Annotated in this window: 13 protein-coding genes and 1 pseudogene; 10 read left to right on the top strand and 4 right to left on the bottom strand. The window is 74.3% G+C overall.

Annotated features, from left to right (window positions below; all coding sequences use genetic code 11):
- Positions 1-157: 157 nt before the first annotated feature.
- Positions 158-1,552: a replication-associated recombination protein A gene (locus ASF17_RS07550; protein ID WP_082475146.1), complete on the bottom strand. Its 1,395-nt coding sequence runs from the start codon at positions 1,550-1,552 to the stop codon at positions 158-160.
- Between the two features lie 92 nt (positions 1,553-1,644).
- Between ASF17_RS07550 and ASF17_RS07545 the strand changes: the two genes are divergently transcribed.
- The 3 genes from ASF17_RS07545 to ASF17_RS07535 all read left to right on the top strand — a co-directional run bounded on the left by ASF17_RS07545 (position 1,645) and on the right by ASF17_RS07535 (position 4,395).
- Positions 1,645-2,433 (top strand): peptidylprolyl isomerase, encoded by a 789-nt coding sequence (locus tag ASF17_RS07545; RefSeq protein WP_055797317.1) that lies wholly within the window; start codon positions 1,645-1,647, stop codon positions 2,431-2,433.
- Between the two features lie 90 nt (positions 2,434-2,523).
- Positions 2,524-3,756, top strand: coding sequence for a DUF349 domain-containing protein (locus tag ASF17_RS07540; protein WP_055797314.1), 1,233 nt, complete (start codon positions 2,524-2,526; stop codon positions 3,754-3,756).
- An 81-nt stretch (positions 3,757-3,837) separates the two neighbouring features.
- Positions 3,838-4,395 (top strand): hypothetical protein, encoded by a 558-nt coding sequence (locus tag ASF17_RS07535; protein ID WP_156357341.1) that lies wholly within the window; start codon positions 3,838-3,840, stop codon positions 4,393-4,395.
- 101 nt (positions 4,396-4,496) lie between these two features.
- On the opposite strand, the gene ASF17_RS07530 is transcribed toward ASF17_RS07535, so the two are convergent.
- The gene (locus ASF17_RS07530) at positions 4,497-4,649 is read right to left on the bottom strand and encodes a hypothetical protein (RefSeq protein WP_156357340.1); all 153 of its coding nucleotides are present in this window, start codon (positions 4,647-4,649) and stop codon (positions 4,497-4,499) included.
- Between the two features lie 237 nt (positions 4,650-4,886).
- Here ASF17_RS07530 and ASF17_RS15970 point away from each other — a divergent pair, with 237 nt between their 5' ends.
- Positions 4,887-5,849 carry a sigma-70 family RNA polymerase sigma factor gene (locus ASF17_RS15970; RefSeq protein WP_055797304.1) on the top strand — a complete coding sequence of 321 codons (963 nt, stop codon included), beginning with the start codon at positions 4,887-4,889 and terminating at the stop codon, positions 5,847-5,849.
- Between the two features lie 28 nt (positions 5,850-5,877).
- On the opposite strand, the pseudogene ASF17_RS15250 reads toward ASF17_RS15970, so the two are convergent.
- Both ASF17_RS15250 and ASF17_RS07515 read right to left on the bottom strand, forming a co-directional pair.
- Positions 5,878-6,513, bottom strand: a pseudogene (locus tag ASF17_RS15250) (GAF and ANTAR domain-containing protein); the annotation flags it as partial.
- Positions 6,510-7,481 (bottom strand): glycosyltransferase family 9 protein, encoded by a 972-nt coding sequence (locus ASF17_RS07515; RefSeq protein ID WP_055797295.1) that lies wholly within the window; start codon positions 7,479-7,481, stop codon positions 6,510-6,512. The pseudogene ASF17_RS15250 and the gene ASF17_RS07515, both read right to left, overlap by 4 nt.
- 198 nt (positions 7,482-7,679) lie before the next feature.
- Here ASF17_RS07515 and ASF17_RS07510 point away from each other — a divergent pair, with 198 nt between their 5' ends.
- Genes ASF17_RS07510 through ASF17_RS07485 form a run of 6 tightly spaced genes read left to right on the top strand, consistent with a single transcriptional unit; the run spans position 7,680 to position 13,986 of the window.
- Positions 7,680-8,333, top strand: coding sequence for a D-glycero-alpha-D-manno-heptose-1,7-bisphosphate 7-phosphatase (locus tag ASF17_RS07510; protein WP_082475143.1), 654 nt, complete (start codon positions 7,680-7,682; stop codon positions 8,331-8,333).
- The gene (locus ASF17_RS07505) at positions 8,330-9,490 is read left to right on the top strand and encodes a glycosyltransferase family 9 protein (protein WP_082475142.1); all 1,161 of its coding nucleotides are present in this window, start codon (positions 8,330-8,332) and stop codon (positions 9,488-9,490) included. Before ASF17_RS07510 ends, ASF17_RS07505 begins: the two co-directional genes overlap by 4 nt.
- 8 nt (positions 9,491-9,498) lie before the next feature.
- The gene (locus ASF17_RS07500) at positions 9,499-10,572 is read left to right on the top strand and encodes a glycosyltransferase (RefSeq protein WP_082475223.1); all 1,074 of its coding nucleotides are present in this window, start codon (positions 9,499-9,501) and stop codon (positions 10,570-10,572) included.
- Positions 10,569-11,843 (top strand): glycosyltransferase, encoded by a 1,275-nt coding sequence (locus ASF17_RS07495; RefSeq protein ID WP_055797291.1) that lies wholly within the window; start codon positions 10,569-10,571, stop codon positions 11,841-11,843. The genes ASF17_RS07500 and ASF17_RS07495 overlap by 4 nt, the downstream gene beginning before the upstream one ends.
- Positions 11,840-12,577, top strand: coding sequence for a D-sedoheptulose-7-phosphate isomerase (locus tag ASF17_RS07490; RefSeq protein ID WP_442855737.1), 738 nt, complete (start codon positions 11,840-11,842; stop codon positions 12,575-12,577). The genes ASF17_RS07495 and ASF17_RS07490 overlap by 4 nt, the downstream gene beginning before the upstream one ends.
- On the top strand, positions 12,574-13,986 hold the full coding sequence (locus tag ASF17_RS07485) for a PfkB family carbohydrate kinase (protein WP_055797288.1): 1,413 nt from the start codon (positions 12,574-12,576) through the stop codon (positions 13,984-13,986). The genes ASF17_RS07490 and ASF17_RS07485 overlap by 4 nt, the downstream gene beginning before the upstream one ends.
- Positions 13,987-14,042: the final 56 nt, after the last annotated feature.

The following is a 14,042-nucleotide window of genomic DNA, read 5'->3' as shown; positions in this document are numbered from 1 at the left end:
CTGACCGATGGACGGACAGGTCGAGGTCTCGACGAAACACGAGGGATGATGCCGCGGGAACCGGTCGGCTAAAGACCTGAACCCTTGATCGAATGTCGTCACTGCAGCCGTGCGTGACAGACCGATACCAGGCGGCGATCAGCTTAACACGCGCCGGTCACTCTCCGCGAATGATGCGGCGCAGTTTCTCGAGGCGTGTCGTCACGGCGTTCTCGTTGCCGTGGGTCGTCGGATCGTAGTAGGTCGTCCCCGCGAGCTCGTCGGGCAGGTACTGCTGGGCCACGACACCCAGCTCCGAATCGTGCGAGTACCGGTAGCCCTTGCCATGGCCGAGGCGCCGGGCACCCGGGTAGTGGGCGTCGCGCAGGTGCTTCGGAACCCGGCCGACCCGACCCGCCCTGACGTCCGCGATGGCCGCGTCGAGGGCGCTGTACGACCGGTTCGACTTCGGTGCGGTCGCCAGATAGACGACGGCCTCGGCCAGGGGGATGCGCCCCTCGGGCATGCCGATCATCTGCACGGCCGTCGCCGCGGAGACCGCCACCGTGAGCGCCTGCGGGTCGGCCATGCCGATGTCCTCGCTCGCCGAGACGATGATGCGACGGCAGATGAAGCGAGGATCCTCACCGGCCTCGATCATGCGAGCGAGGTAGTGCAGCGCCGCGTCGACGTCCGAGCCCCGGATGGACTTGATGAAGGCGCTGATGACGTCGTAGTGCTCGTCGCCGTTGCGGTCGTAGCGCAGCAGCGCCCGATCGACGGACTGCGCCACGGTCTCCGCCGTGATCACGGGCCGGCCGTCGTCCGGGTCGTCGTCGTAGTCGGCGTCGGGGTCGTAGTCCGCGTCGGGGTCCGCGCCCGGTGCGCCCGGCATGCGCAGGCTCGACGCCGCAGCCGACTGCGCCGACGCCTCGAGCGCCGTCAGGGCGCGCCGAGCGTCGCCCGAGGCGAGACGGACGATCGTCGCCAGGGCCTCGTCGTCGAGGATCACGCTGTCGGCCAGGCCCCGGGGGTCGTGCACCGCGCGCTTGACCAGGTCGCCGAGGTCGTCGTCGCTCAGCTGCTCGAGGGTCAGGAGGAGCGACCTCGACAGGAGGGGCGTGATGACCGAGAACGAGGGGTTCTCGGTCGTCGCGGCGATGAGGATCACCCAGCCGTTCTCGACGCCGGGTAGGAGGGCGTCCTGCTGGGCCTTCGTGAAGCGGTGGATCTCGTCGAGGAAGAGGACGGTCGTCGTCCCGTAGAGGTCGCGGTTCGTGAGCGCCTTCTCCATCACCTGGCGCACGTCCTTGACGCCGGCCGTCACCGCCGAGAGCTCGATGAACTGCCGGCCGGAGGTGTGGGCGATGGCCTGCGCCAGCGTGGTCTTGCCCGTGCCGGGCGGACCCCAGAGGATGACCGAGACGGCCCCCTGCTCGCCCGTGGCGTCCGACGCCAGCATCACGAGCGGCGAGCCCGGCCGGAGCAGGTGCCGCTGCCCCGCGACCTCGTCGAGGCTGGTGGGGCGCATGCGGACCGCCAGTGGGGTCGAGCTCTGCGGGAGCGGGCTCATGGGGACCCATGGTAGACCGGGCCCCCGACAGCGACCCGCCGCGCGGCTCCGATACAGTTCGGGTCGATCATCAGCACGGGCATGGAGGACACGTGGCAGCGAGGAACGACGACCGCGAGACCCGCCGACGGCGACGTCTCGACGAGGCCCGGAAGAGCATCCACGCCGGGCAGACGGCGCGCCGCCGACGGGACGACGTCCGTGCGGGGATCGTCGCCGTCGTCGTCATCGCCCTGGCCGTCGTCTCGCAGGTCGTCTACACGTCGTCCGGTCCCGGCGCCGAGCAGCCGGCCTCGACCGCTGCTCCGACGCCCACCCCCTCGGCGACCTCGACGGGCGAGGTGCCGAGCTCGGACATCGCGGAGGACCGCGTCTGGACGGGCAGCATCGTCCTCAACGACGACGTCCCGCTCGAGATCAGCCTGGACGGCACGAAGGCCCCCCAGGCGACGTCGGTGCTCGTCGACCTGATCCGCAGCGGCTTCTACGACGGCACGGCCTGCCATCGGCTGAGCGACGCCCCCTCGGCCGAGTTCCTGCAGTGCGGCTCGGCGAACGGCGACGGCACGGGCGACGCGGGCTTCACCTTCGGCCCCCTCGAGAACGTGCCCTCCGACGGGACGTACCCGGCCGGCACCATCGCGATGGCGCGAGGCGACGACCCGAACTCGCAGTCCACGCAGTTCTTCATCACCTACGGCGAGACGACCCTCGACACGTCGACCGGCGGGTACACGGTCGTCGGCTCGGTCACCGCGGGCCTGGACGGCCTCGCGTCGTCCATCGCCGACGGCGGCGTGGAGCCGCCGGCCGAGGGCCAGGAGTCCACGGACGGTCCCCCGGTCGTCGAGACCACCATCACGGCCGCCACCATCGAATAGGCCGCGGTCGCCGCCGGTGCAATAGGCTGGGGTCCCATCATCGAGGCCCGTCCTGGGCCTCGTGACGAGCACATCCAGCAAGGGACAACAGTGGCTACTGACGATCAGGCACCCTGGGGCCGCGTCGACGACGACGGCACCGTCTACGTCCGGGAGTCCGAGGGCGAACGCGCTGTCGGTCAGTACCCCGACGCGACGCCCGACGAGGCGCTCGCCTACTACGAACGCAAGTACACCGAGCTCAACGGTCAGGTGACGCTGCTCGAGCAGCGGGTCGCTCGCGGCGCTTCGGCGTCGGACGTGACGAAGACGGTCAACCAGCTCAAGGCGCTGCTCGTCGAGCCGAGCGCCGTCGGTGACCTCGAAGCGCTCCGGACCCGTGTCGCCGCGCTCGACTCGACCGTCGGAGAACTGACCCAGAAGCAGAGCGCCGAGGCTCAGGAGGCGCTGGCCGAGGCCGTCGCGGTGCGGACCGCCCTCGTCGTCGAGGCCGAGACGCTCGCCGCCCAGGACCCGGCCCGGGTTCAGTGGAAGCAGGTCACCGCCACGATCGACGAGATCTTCGCGAGATGGCAGAAGCACCAGCAGGACGGTCCGCGCATCCCCAAAGGCGAGGGCAACGAGCTCTGGAAGCGCTTCCGGACCGCGCGTTCGACGATCGACCAGAACCGCAAGGCGTTCTACGCCGAGCTCGACGCCACGCACCGTGAGGCGCGCCAGCGCAAGCAGGCGCTCGTCGAGTCGGCCGACGCCCTCGCGGCCAAGGGCGCCGACGGCATCCCCGACTACCGTCGACTGCTCGACGACTGGAAGCGCGCCGGCCGGGCCGGCAAGAAGTACGACGACGCGCTGTGGGCCCGCTTCAAGCGCGCCGGCGATGTGCTCTACGCCGCCAAGGGCGAGGTCGTGGCTCAGGACAACGTCGAGTACGAGGGCAACCTCCAGGCGAAGCTCGCGCTCCTCGACGAGGCCGAGCGGATCCTCACGGTCAGCGACCGCGTCGCCGCCCGGGAGTCCCTGACGTCGATCCAGCTGCGCTGGGACGAGATCGGCCGCGTTCCGCGCGAGCAGCTGCGTGCCGTCGAGGATCGCCTCCGCAAGGTCGAGTCGCACGTCAGGACGCTCGACGAGGAGTTCTGGCAGAAGAACAATCCGGAGCGCAAGGCGCGTTCCGAGGGTCTCGCCAGCCAGCTGCAGGACGCCATCTCCAAGCTCGAGGACGAGCTCGCCGCAGCCGAGGCGGGCGGAGACGCCCGCAAGGTCAAGGACGCCCGCGAGGCGCTCGACGCCCGCAAGGTCTGGCTCGACGCACTCGGTTCCTGATCCGCACCGACGCCGCCCGGCTCTCCACAGGGAGAGACCGGGCGGTTCGTCGTCTCGCCGTCCGTGGGGCAGGCTGGCGACGTGCCCGCCCCGCTCCCCCGCCTGCTGACGGCGGCCCAGCTCTCCGAGACGGAGCTGCGGGTCGCCGCGCTCGACGGGGAGGTCTACCCGATCGGGGACTGCTGGGCGGAGATCGCGACGCCGGATGATCCGGTGCTGCGCGCCTCCTCGGTCGCCGGCCTCTTCGGTCGTCACGTCATCGCCGCCCGCGACAGCGCCGCGTGGATCCTGATGGCCTCGGGAGGCCCACCGTGGCGGCACTTCGGCATCGTGCCCCCGGCGGCCCGCCACCGGGGTCCTGACGGTCGGGTCGCGATCAGCGAGATGACCATCGACGGCGACGAGATCGTCGATCTGGCCGGTGTGCAGGTCACGACCCCCGCGCGGACGGCGCTCGACATCGCCCGCGCCTCGGGGTGGAGCGTCACCGACCGACGGCGGGTCGACGAGCTCTGCCGTTCGTACTCGGTCGCCTGGGCGCAGATCCACCGCCTGGTCGAGCGACGCTCGCGACTCCCGCACCGTCGCCGGGCCGAGGTCCGTCTGCGCGCTCTCCTGGATCCCCTCGGAGCCCGGTGACCTCGTCCGCCCGAGGCCCGGCGCCTGGGGGCGCCGGAGCGGAGAGACGACGGAGGCGCGGCGAGGGTCCGACCCTCACCGCGCCTCCGTCGTGCCCGGCGTCAGTCGTCGGTCGACTCGGAGTCCTTGTCGTCGTCGACGAGACCGGCCTTCTTGCCGTCGGGCAGGTCGTCCGTGTAGGTCTCCTGCTCGTCGGTGATGTTCTCGGTGGAGCCGTCGGGGGCGGTGGACGGGGTGCTGTCGTCTGTGCTCATGCGGGGCACGATACGCCGATCGGCGGGCTCGCGACCCGTCACGTCGCCCGGTCGGCCGATGCGCGGACCCCGGGGTACGGGAAGCCTGAGCGGGACGACGGCCGACGGGAAGATAGCCCCCGGCGCATCGTCATGGCAAGGGGGGTGCTCCGCCGGGAGGGAGGTGGTTCGGTCGACCCACCACGACGGCGGCCAAGCAACGAGCCGCCCCGCCTCAGCAGGATCGAGGACCACGCCGTGCGGACCTCCAGCAGCAGCGTCAGCAGCGTCACCACCGTCACCAGCACCACCGCCGTCGTCCCCTCCGGGGACGCTCATCGGGTCTCGTCGGCCCGGACGCCGAGCGAGGAGCGTCGCCGCGTCGAGACGCTCGCGCTCTACGCCCTCTCGGAGGCGGACCCGCCCACGGACCGGGAGGCCGCCCGTCGATCTCTCGTCGCCCGGGTCGTCGAGACGCACCTCGATGTGGCCGACGCCGTGGCGCGCCGCTACGCATCGGCGGGGGTCGAACGCGAGGACCTCCGTCAGGTGGCGCGGCTCGGGCTCGTCAAGGCGGCCCTCCGCTTCGACTGCACCGTGGGCGAGGACTTCGTCGCCTTCGCGGCACCCACGGTGTCGGGCGAGGTCAAGCGGCATCTCCGGGACACGACGTGGTTCGTGCGGCCCCCTCGCCGTCTGCAGGAGCTCTGCTCCGCCGCCCTGACGACCCGCGCCTCCCTGGCGCAGTCGCTCGGGCGGATCCCCGACGTCGCCGAGATCGCCGCGGAGCTGCGCGAGCCGGAGGGCGAGGTCGATGAGGCGCTGCGGGCCCGTGCCGACCGCCTCGCCGGATCGCTCGACGTCGTCGTGGACCCCGAGTCGGGTGTCACGGTCGGCGAGACCATCGCGGACGACGACCCGTGGCCGCACGCGGAGGCGCGGTGCGAGCTGGACCGCGCGATCGCCGCCCTTCCCGAGCGTGACCGCGTGATCGTCCGTCTGCGCTTCGTCGACGAGCTGAGTCAGGCCGAGATCGGACGGATGCTCGGCGTCACGCAGATGCAGGTGTCCCGTCTGCTGACGAAGGTGCTCGCCCGGCTGCGCGACCAGCTCGACGACGCGCCGGCGGCCCGTCCGACGCCTCCGCCGGTGGCGCCGATCTCGTCTCGTCGGGCAGCGACCGCGTCTCGACCAGCCGCGCGGCGACCTCTCTCAGCTTGACGTTGCCGCGCTGCGAGTATCGGCGGAGGACCGCGAAGGCGGTGTCGGCGTCGAGGCCGTGGCGCTCCATCAGGATCCCCTGCGCCTGCCCGACGAGGGTCCGGGACTCGCGCACGCTGGCGAGGTCCTCGGCGGCGCGCAAGGCGGCCAGCGCCAGGGCGACCTGCCGCACGAGGAGTCGCAGAGGCTCGTCGTCGACGCGCCGGAGGGCCCCGGGGATCGCCGCGTACAGGGTGAGGAGTCCGATGTCGTCTCCGCGCGCCGCGAGGGGCAGCGTGAGCGTCGTCCCGACCCCTGAGGCGGCGAGGTCGCGCGACCAGCCCGGCCATCGTCCGTCGAGGGAGGTGTCGTCGACGAGGTCGGACCGCTCGCGTGCGCGTCCGACGGCGACGACGTCCGCCGCCGCGCGGCCGCCTCGCCGTGCGATCCCGACGCCGGGCGACGGATGATGATCGCGCAGCCGGTCGAGCAGCTCGCCCCGTCGCGTCGTGGCGACGATGCACGGGAGTCCGTCGTCGGCCACGTGATGCAGCCTGACCGCCGCGTCGTCGCAGCGCGTCAGCGCCCGGACGTAGCCGACGGCCCGCTGGACGGTGACGCGCAGGTCGGGCTCCGACTGCAGGTCGGCCGTCAGAGAGGCGAAGAAGTCGGCGTCGCCGCTCATCGGACCGCCCGGCGGAGCACGTCGCGACCAGCGGACACGACGTCCGCGGCGGAGACGGCCAGGAGCGCCGGATCCGGTTCCGAGCCGAACGTGTCGCCGACGCGCGAGGCGGCGTCGGTGAGGACCACGTGCGGCCCGGTGGCCGGGGGCCCCCATTCCTCGGGCGGCGCCGGACCGAAGAGGACGACGGAGGGCGTCGAGTAGGCCGAGGCCAGATGGGCCGCCCCGGTGTCGACGCTCACGACGAGCGCGGCGTCCGCGACGAGGGACGCCATCTGCGCGAGGTCGATGGCGCCCGCCAGGACGTGCTCGGCCACCTCGACGTCCGTCAGACCGGCGGACGCGGCCACATCGAGCGCCCGCGCCCGTTCCGCGGTGCTGCCGGTCAGCACCACACGATGCCCGTCGTCGCGGAACGACCGGACGACGCGGGCGAAGCGGTCGACCGGCCAGTGCCGCGAGGCGTAGAAGGCTCCGACGTGCACGACGACCGCCCCGGGGGCGGGGCTCGGGACGCAGGGCCGGTCGATGCTGATGTCGCCCTCGTCGGCGGGCATCCCGTGCTCGGTCGCGAGCCGCGCCCAGCGATGCCGCTCGAGGACGCCGTCCTCCCACGTCGGGCCCGTCCATCCGGGGCTCTCGTGGCCGAGGCGCACCCGTGCGTCGAGCTGCTCGAGCGCACGCCGGCTCTCGGGGCCGTTCCCGTGGAGGTTCATGACCGTGTCGAGGCGCCCGGACGCGATGCCGAGCGGATGGTCGAGACCCGGTGTCGGCCAGAGCACGTCGAGCCCGGGCACGAGATCCGCGATCGGCTCCAGCCACCCGGGGACGGCGAGCACGATCCGGTGCTCGGGACGCTCGCGGACGACGGCGTTCAGGGCGGGCACGGCGACCAGCAGATCCCCGAGCTTGAGGGCCCTGAGGGCCAGGAGCTCGGGAGCGCCGTCGGCGTCGGGGAGTCGTCGCATGCGGCCACGCTGCCACCGGGCGTCTCGACGTGTCGAGGGGTTGCGCAGCGCTCAGAAGGGCGCAAGGGCGTGGGTGGCGCGCGCCCTCCTCCTGCGGCGCGGCGCCGACGGCGGCGGGGCGGAAGCGAGGAGGAGGGCTCGGAGAAGAAGGCGACCGGGGCACGTTTCACGGCGGGCGCCCCGGGGCAGGGACCGGTCATGACCAGCTCGAGCCGCACCTCCTCGCGTGCCGGTGCGGTGCTCTTCGACCGCGACGGCACGCTCGTCGTCGACGTGGTGCGCAACGGCGACCCCGCCCGCGTGGTCCTCATGCCGGGTGCCCGGGAGGCGGTGGCCGCCGTCCGTCGGGCCGGTCTCGCCGTCGGAGCGGTCACCAATCAGTCCGCCGTCGGCGAGGGTGCGCTGACCCGGGAGCGGGTCGACGCGGTCAACCGCCGCGTGGACGAGCTCGTCGGTCGGCTGGACTTCTGGGCCGTCTGCCCTCATGCCGCGTCGGAGGGCTGCGGCTGCCGCAAGCCGGCGCCGGGACTGGTGCTGACCGCGGCGGACGCGCTCGGCGTCGAGCCGGGCGACTGCGTCGTGATCGGCGACATCGGCAGCGACGTCGTCGCAGCGCGCGCCGCGGGGGCCCGCTCCGTGCTCGTGCCCACGGCCGTGACCCTGCAGGAGGAGATCGACGACGCCGACGTGGTCGCCGCCGACATCCGGCGGGCGGTCGACCTCGCCGTCGCGCACCTCACCGGGCGCGGCGTCCGCCCCGTCGTCGGGCCGGCATCCGCCGACACCGCCGGCCGCGGCCTCGTGCCCGACGGCCTCGCGTCGACCGCTCCTCCCGCGGGCGGTGCGGCATGACCCGCCGCGTGCTCGTCGCGCGACTCGACAGCGCCGGCGACGTGCTGATCTCCGGTCCCGCGATCCGCGCCGTCGCGGCGCAGCCCGACGTCGAGGTCACCGTGCTCGCCGGTCCGCAGGGCGCCGCCGCCGCCCGCCTCCTGCCGGGCGTCGACCGGGTCCTCACCTGGGCGGCACCGTGGATCGTCGACCCGGCCCCCGCCGTCTCGGACGCCCGCCTCGACGAGCTCGCCGAGCTGCTCGCCGACGTCGACCCCGAGGAGGCGGTGATCCTGACCTCGTTCCACCAGTCGCCCCTGCCGCTGGCCCTCCTGCTCCGGCTGGCGGGCGTCGTCCGCATCACGGGAGCCTCCGTCGACTACGCGGGCAGCCTGCTCGACGTCCGCCTCCGACCCGGCGAGACGCTCGACGAGGATCAGCCCGAGCCCGAGCGGGCCCGACGGATCGCCGAGGCGGCCGGCTTCGCATCGCCCGCGGGCGACGACGGTCGCCTCGCCGTCGAGCCGGGCGAAGCGGCGCGGGCAGCCGCCGTGGCTCTGCTCGCCGAGACCGTCGGCGGCGCCCCGTTCGTGGTCGTGCATCCCGGGGCGGCCGTCCCCTCGCGCGCCTGGTCGGTCGACCGCAACCGCGAGACCGTCGAGGCGCTGGCCTCGGCCGGCTGGATCGTCGTCGTGACGGGAGCAGCCGCCGAGGCGCCGCTGGCGCGCGCGGTCGCGGGCCGAGTCGGCGTCGACCTGTCGGGGCGCACCGATCTCGGGGTCCTCGCGGTCGTCCTCGAGCGAGCGGCGGCCGTCGTCACCGGCAACACCGGCCCTGCCCATCTCGCCGCCGCCGTGGGCACCCCCGTCGTCAGTCTCTTCTCCCCCGTCGTGCCGGCCTCGCGCTGGGCTCCCTACGGCGTGCCCGTGGTGCTGCTCGGCGATCAGTCGGCGGCCTGCCGGGGCAGTCGCGCGCGCGAGTGCCCCGTCGCGGGGCATCCGTGCCTGACGGGCGTCACCGCCGCGGATGCGGCCGAGGCCGTGACGCGACTCGCGGGACGACCGGGGCGCCACGGCCTCGAGGAGGCCACCCGCGCCTCCTCGGCTCCCCTCCGGACGAGGCCCCTCACGACCGCGGGCGCGTCCCGCCCGATCGAATCCGAGGAGGCCGCCCGATGACCGGACGCCTGACGATCCTGCTCTGGCACGTGCACGGCGGCTGGACCGACGCCTTCGTGCGCGGCGACCACGAGTACCTGCTGCCGACGACCCGCGAAGGAGGCGCGTGGGGACTCGGCCGGGCCGGTCGCGACTGGCCGGACTCCGTGACGGAGGTCGCCCCGGAGTCGCTCCACGACGCCGACGTCGACCTCGTCGTGCTGCAGCGCACCGAGGAGCTCGCCGAGGCCGAGCGTCTGCTCGGCCGCCCCCTCGGCCACGGCCCCGGGCGCGTGCCGGCCGTCTTCGTCGAGCACAACGCCCCGAGGGTCGCGGTCCCCGACAGTCGACACCCCCTCGCCGAGCGCGACGACGTGCTCGTGGTGCACGTCACCCACTTCAACGCCCTGTTCTGGGACTGCGGCGACGCCCCCACCACCGTGGTCGAGCACGGAGTCGTCGACCCGGGCCCCCTCTACACGGGCGAGCTCGCGCGACTCGGCGTCGTCGTCAACGACCCCGTGCGCCGAGGGAGGGTCACCGGCACCGACCTGCTGCCGAGCTTCGCCGCAGCGGCCCCGCTCGACGTCTTCGGCATGGGGGCGGACGACCTTCCGCGGGTCACCGGACTCGGGCCCGATCGGCTCGAGGTCGTCGGCGACCTCCCGACGCGTGAGCTCCACCGACGACTGGCTCGGTGCCGCGTCTACCTGCACCCGATCCGCTGGACCAGCCTCGGGCTGTCGCTCATCGAGGCGATGCAGGCGGGGATGCCGGTCGTCGCGCTCGCCACGACGGAGGCTCTGCGCGCCGTCCCGCCGGACGCCGGCGCCCTCTCGACGGACCTCGACGAGCTCGTGCGCGCCGCCCGCGAGCTGATCGCCGACCCGGACGCCGCCCGGGCCGCAGGCGAGGCGGCGAGGACCCACGCCCTCGAGCGCTTCGGCCTCGCGCGCTTCCTGACCGACTGGGACGCCGTCCTCGGCGGCGTCGTGGCGGGCGGGCCGCGCGCCGCCCCCGGACGGCCGCCTCGCCGGCGGACCGACCGCCTCGACCGCACCGACCGACCCGCCATCCCGGCGACGGAGAGGACACCCGCATGAGAATCGCCATGGTCTCCGAGCACGCCAGCCCCCTCGCCGTCCTCGGCGGGGTGGACGCCGGGGGGCAGAACGTGCACGTCGCCGAGCTCTCGGCCGCCCTCGTGCGGCGCGGCCATGAGGTCGTCGTCTACACGCGGCGCGATGGCACCGACCTGCCGGAACGCGTCGAGATGCCGTCGGGGGTCACCGTCGTGCACGTCGACGCCGGACCCGCTTCGCCCCTCCCCAAGGACGAGCTGCTGCCCCACATGCGCGCCCTCGCCGACGGGCTCGAGCGAGCGTGGCTGGAGGATCGCCCCGACGTGGTGCACGCGCACTTCTGGATGAGCGGTCTGGCCGCGGTCGCCGCCGCCCGCCGTCGCGCGATCCGAGGAGCCGGCGGCGGCGATCCGGTGCCCGTCGTGCAGACGTTCCACGCCCTCGGACACGTCAAGCGGCGCCACCAGGGTCTGCTCGACACGAGCCCGCCCGATCGCGAGTGGCTCGAGCCCCGCGTCGGCGCCGACGTCGACACGGTCATCGCCACCTGCTCGGACGAGGTCTTCGAGCTGCGGCACATCGGCGTCCCCGCCGACCGGATCGACGTGGCGCCCTGCGGCGTCGACAGCGGCCTCTTCACCCCGGACGGCCCGCAGGAGGCGCGGGGACGCCCCGTCAGGATGGCCACCGTCGGTCGCCTGGTCACCCGCAAGGGCCACGGCAACGCGATCTCCGCCCTCGCCCGGCTGGTCGCCGACGGCCGCGACGCCGAGCTGCTCGTCATCGGCGGGCCCCCGCGCGCGCAGCTGAGCGACGACCCGACGTATCGGGCGCTGGCCGCGCTCGCAGCGGAGCTCGGCGTGAGCGACCGCGTCGACTTCCGCGGACGGGTCGAGCAGCGCGAGCTGCCCGTCGTGCTCCGCTCGCTCGACGCGCTCGTCTGCACCCCCTGGTACGAGCCGTTCGGCATCGTCCCGCTCGAGGCGATGGCCTGCGGGGTCCCCGTCGTGGCCGCCAGCGTCGGCGGACTCATCGACACCGTGGTCGACGGCACGACGGGACGGCTCGTGCCGCCGCGGGACCCCGAGGCGATCTCGGGTGCGCTCTCGGCGCTGCTCGACGACCCCGCGACGGCCGCGGGCTACGGCCGTGAGGGCCGTCGGCGAGCAGTGGCCCGCTACTCGTGGGACCGCATCGCCGGAGTGACCGCCACCAGCTACCGCTCGACCATCCGCCGCTCGGCCGCCGAGGCCCGGGCGGCTCGGGAGCCTCTGACAGGAGCGACCCTGTGACCTCGATCATCCGCACCCGGCCCCTCACCATCGTGCGCACCGCGACCAGTCCGGGGATCCGCCCCCAGGAGGCGCCGGAGGCCGCGCCTCCGGGGACGCCGACGACCACGACACCCGATCACGCCGATCTCGTGCGCGAGCACCTCGTCACGCTCGTCCCGGTGCTCCGGGCGCTCGGCGACGAGGCCGACCATCTGCGCGACTGGGGCGTCGAGCTCGCCGCGCGTCTGAGCGCCGGCGCCCGACTGCTCGCGGCGGGCAACGGCGGGTCGGCGGCCGAGGCGCAGCATCTGACGAGCGAGTTCGTCGGACGCTTCGCCGCGGACAGGCCGTCGTTCTCGGCCATCTCGCTGCACGCGGAGTCGAGCGCCGTGACGGCGATCGGCAACGACTACGGCTACGACCGGGTCTTCGCCCGGCAGGTGCAGGGGCACGGTCGCGCGGGCGACGTCCTGGTGCTGCTGTCGACGAGCGGCGCGAGCCGCAACCTCGTCGAGGCGGCCGAGGCCGCTCGGGAGATCGGCGTCACCACCTGGGCGCTGACGGGACCCGGGCCGAACCCGCTCTCATCCGTCTGCGACGACGCCGTCACCCTGCCGGGGCCGTCGTCCAACGTGCAGGAGGCTCAGCTCATCGCGGTCCACGCCCTCTGCCTCGTCTTCGACGCGGAGATCGAGCGCACCGGGGTCGCCGGCCCCGATCGCCGCGGCACGGGCCTCGGAGGGCGACCGTGAGCGGGGTCGTGGTCGTCGGCGACACCCTGCTGGACGTCGACGTGATCGGCACGGCCACGAGGCTCAGTCCTGACGGACCCGTCCCCGTGGTGGACGTCTCGGCACGCAGTCGACGTGCCGGCGGCGCCGGGCTGGTCGCCGCGATGCTCGCCCTCGACGGCGTCGAGGTCACGCTCGTCACAGCCCTCGCGGACGACGACGGCGCCGCCGAGCTCCGGGCCGCGCTGGGCGCCGTGCCCGTCGTCGCGGGTCCGCTCGGCGCCGGCACGCCGACCAAGACACGGCTCCGGGCCGAGGGCGGACACGCGATCGCCCGCGTCGACGACCACTGCGGTCCCGTCGCCCCGCCGACGGTCACCGACGAGATGCTCGAGGCGGTGCTCGGGGCGGACGCCCTCGTCGTCGCCGACTACGGTCGGGGGCTCACCGCCGCGGAGCCCCTCCGCGCCGCCCTGCGGACGGCCGCCCGACGGGGTGTGCCGGTGGTCTGGGACCCGCACCCCCGCGGTGCGCGCCCCGTGCCCGGCTGCACCGTCGTCACCCCGAACCAGGGCGAGGCGCAGGCCCTGCACCGGGCCGAGGTGGACGACATCCCCTCGGCCGGGGCGGCCGGGGCGGCGCTCCGCCGCCGTTGGGACGTCGCGAGCGTCGCCGTCACGCTCGGGTCGCGCGGCGCCGTGCTCGTCACGCACGACACCGCCGCGGTCGCCGCCCACGTGCCGGCCCCCGCGATCGGCACGGTCGACCCGTGCGGTGCCGGCGACCGGCTCGCGTCGGCCCTCGCCGTGGCGCTCGTCGAGGGGCTCCCCCTCGACGAGGCGCTCGGCCGCGCCGTCCACGCGGCGGCGGCGTTCCTCGCCGCCGGAGGGGTGGCGGCTCTCGATCTGTCGGCGCTCGGGAGGCGCGGTGACCGTTCTGCGGACGACGCACCTCCCGAACCGGTCGTCCTGCCCGGTGCCGACGCCCTCGCCGTGTGCCGGCGCGTCGCCGCCGGCGGCGGCACGGTCGTCGCCACCGGGGGCTGCTTCGACCTGCTGCACGCCGGCCACGCCCGGACGCTCGCAGCAGCCCGGGCGCTCGGCGACTGCCTCGTGGTCTGCGTGAACAGCGACGCGTCGGTGAGCCGTCTGAAGGGCCCCGAGCGCCCGATCATGAGCCAGGGCGACCGGGTCGACCTCCTGCTGGCGCTCGAGTGCGTGGACGCTGTGATCGTCTTCGACGAGGACACCCCGCACGCCGTGCTCGACCGGCTGAGGCCCGACGTCTGGGTCAAGGGCGGCGATTACGACGCCGAGACCCTGCCCGAGGCGTCGCTCGTGGCGGGCTGGGGCGGGCGCACCGTCACCGTGCCGTTCCACCCGGGGCGCTCGACGACCCGTCTCGCGTCGGCCCTCGCCCGCGTGGGATGACCCGAGCCTCCCGACCTGCGCCTCCTGACCCGCGCCTCCTGGCCCGCCGCGACCTG

The organism is Frigoribacterium sp. Leaf263, assembly GCF_001422285.1.
Classification (GTDB): Bacteria; Actinomycetota; Actinomycetes; order Actinomycetales; family Microbacteriaceae; genus Frigoribacterium.
The sequence above is the reverse complement of the archived record's forward strand: the minus strand, read 5'-3'. Positions and strand labels throughout refer to the sequence as shown.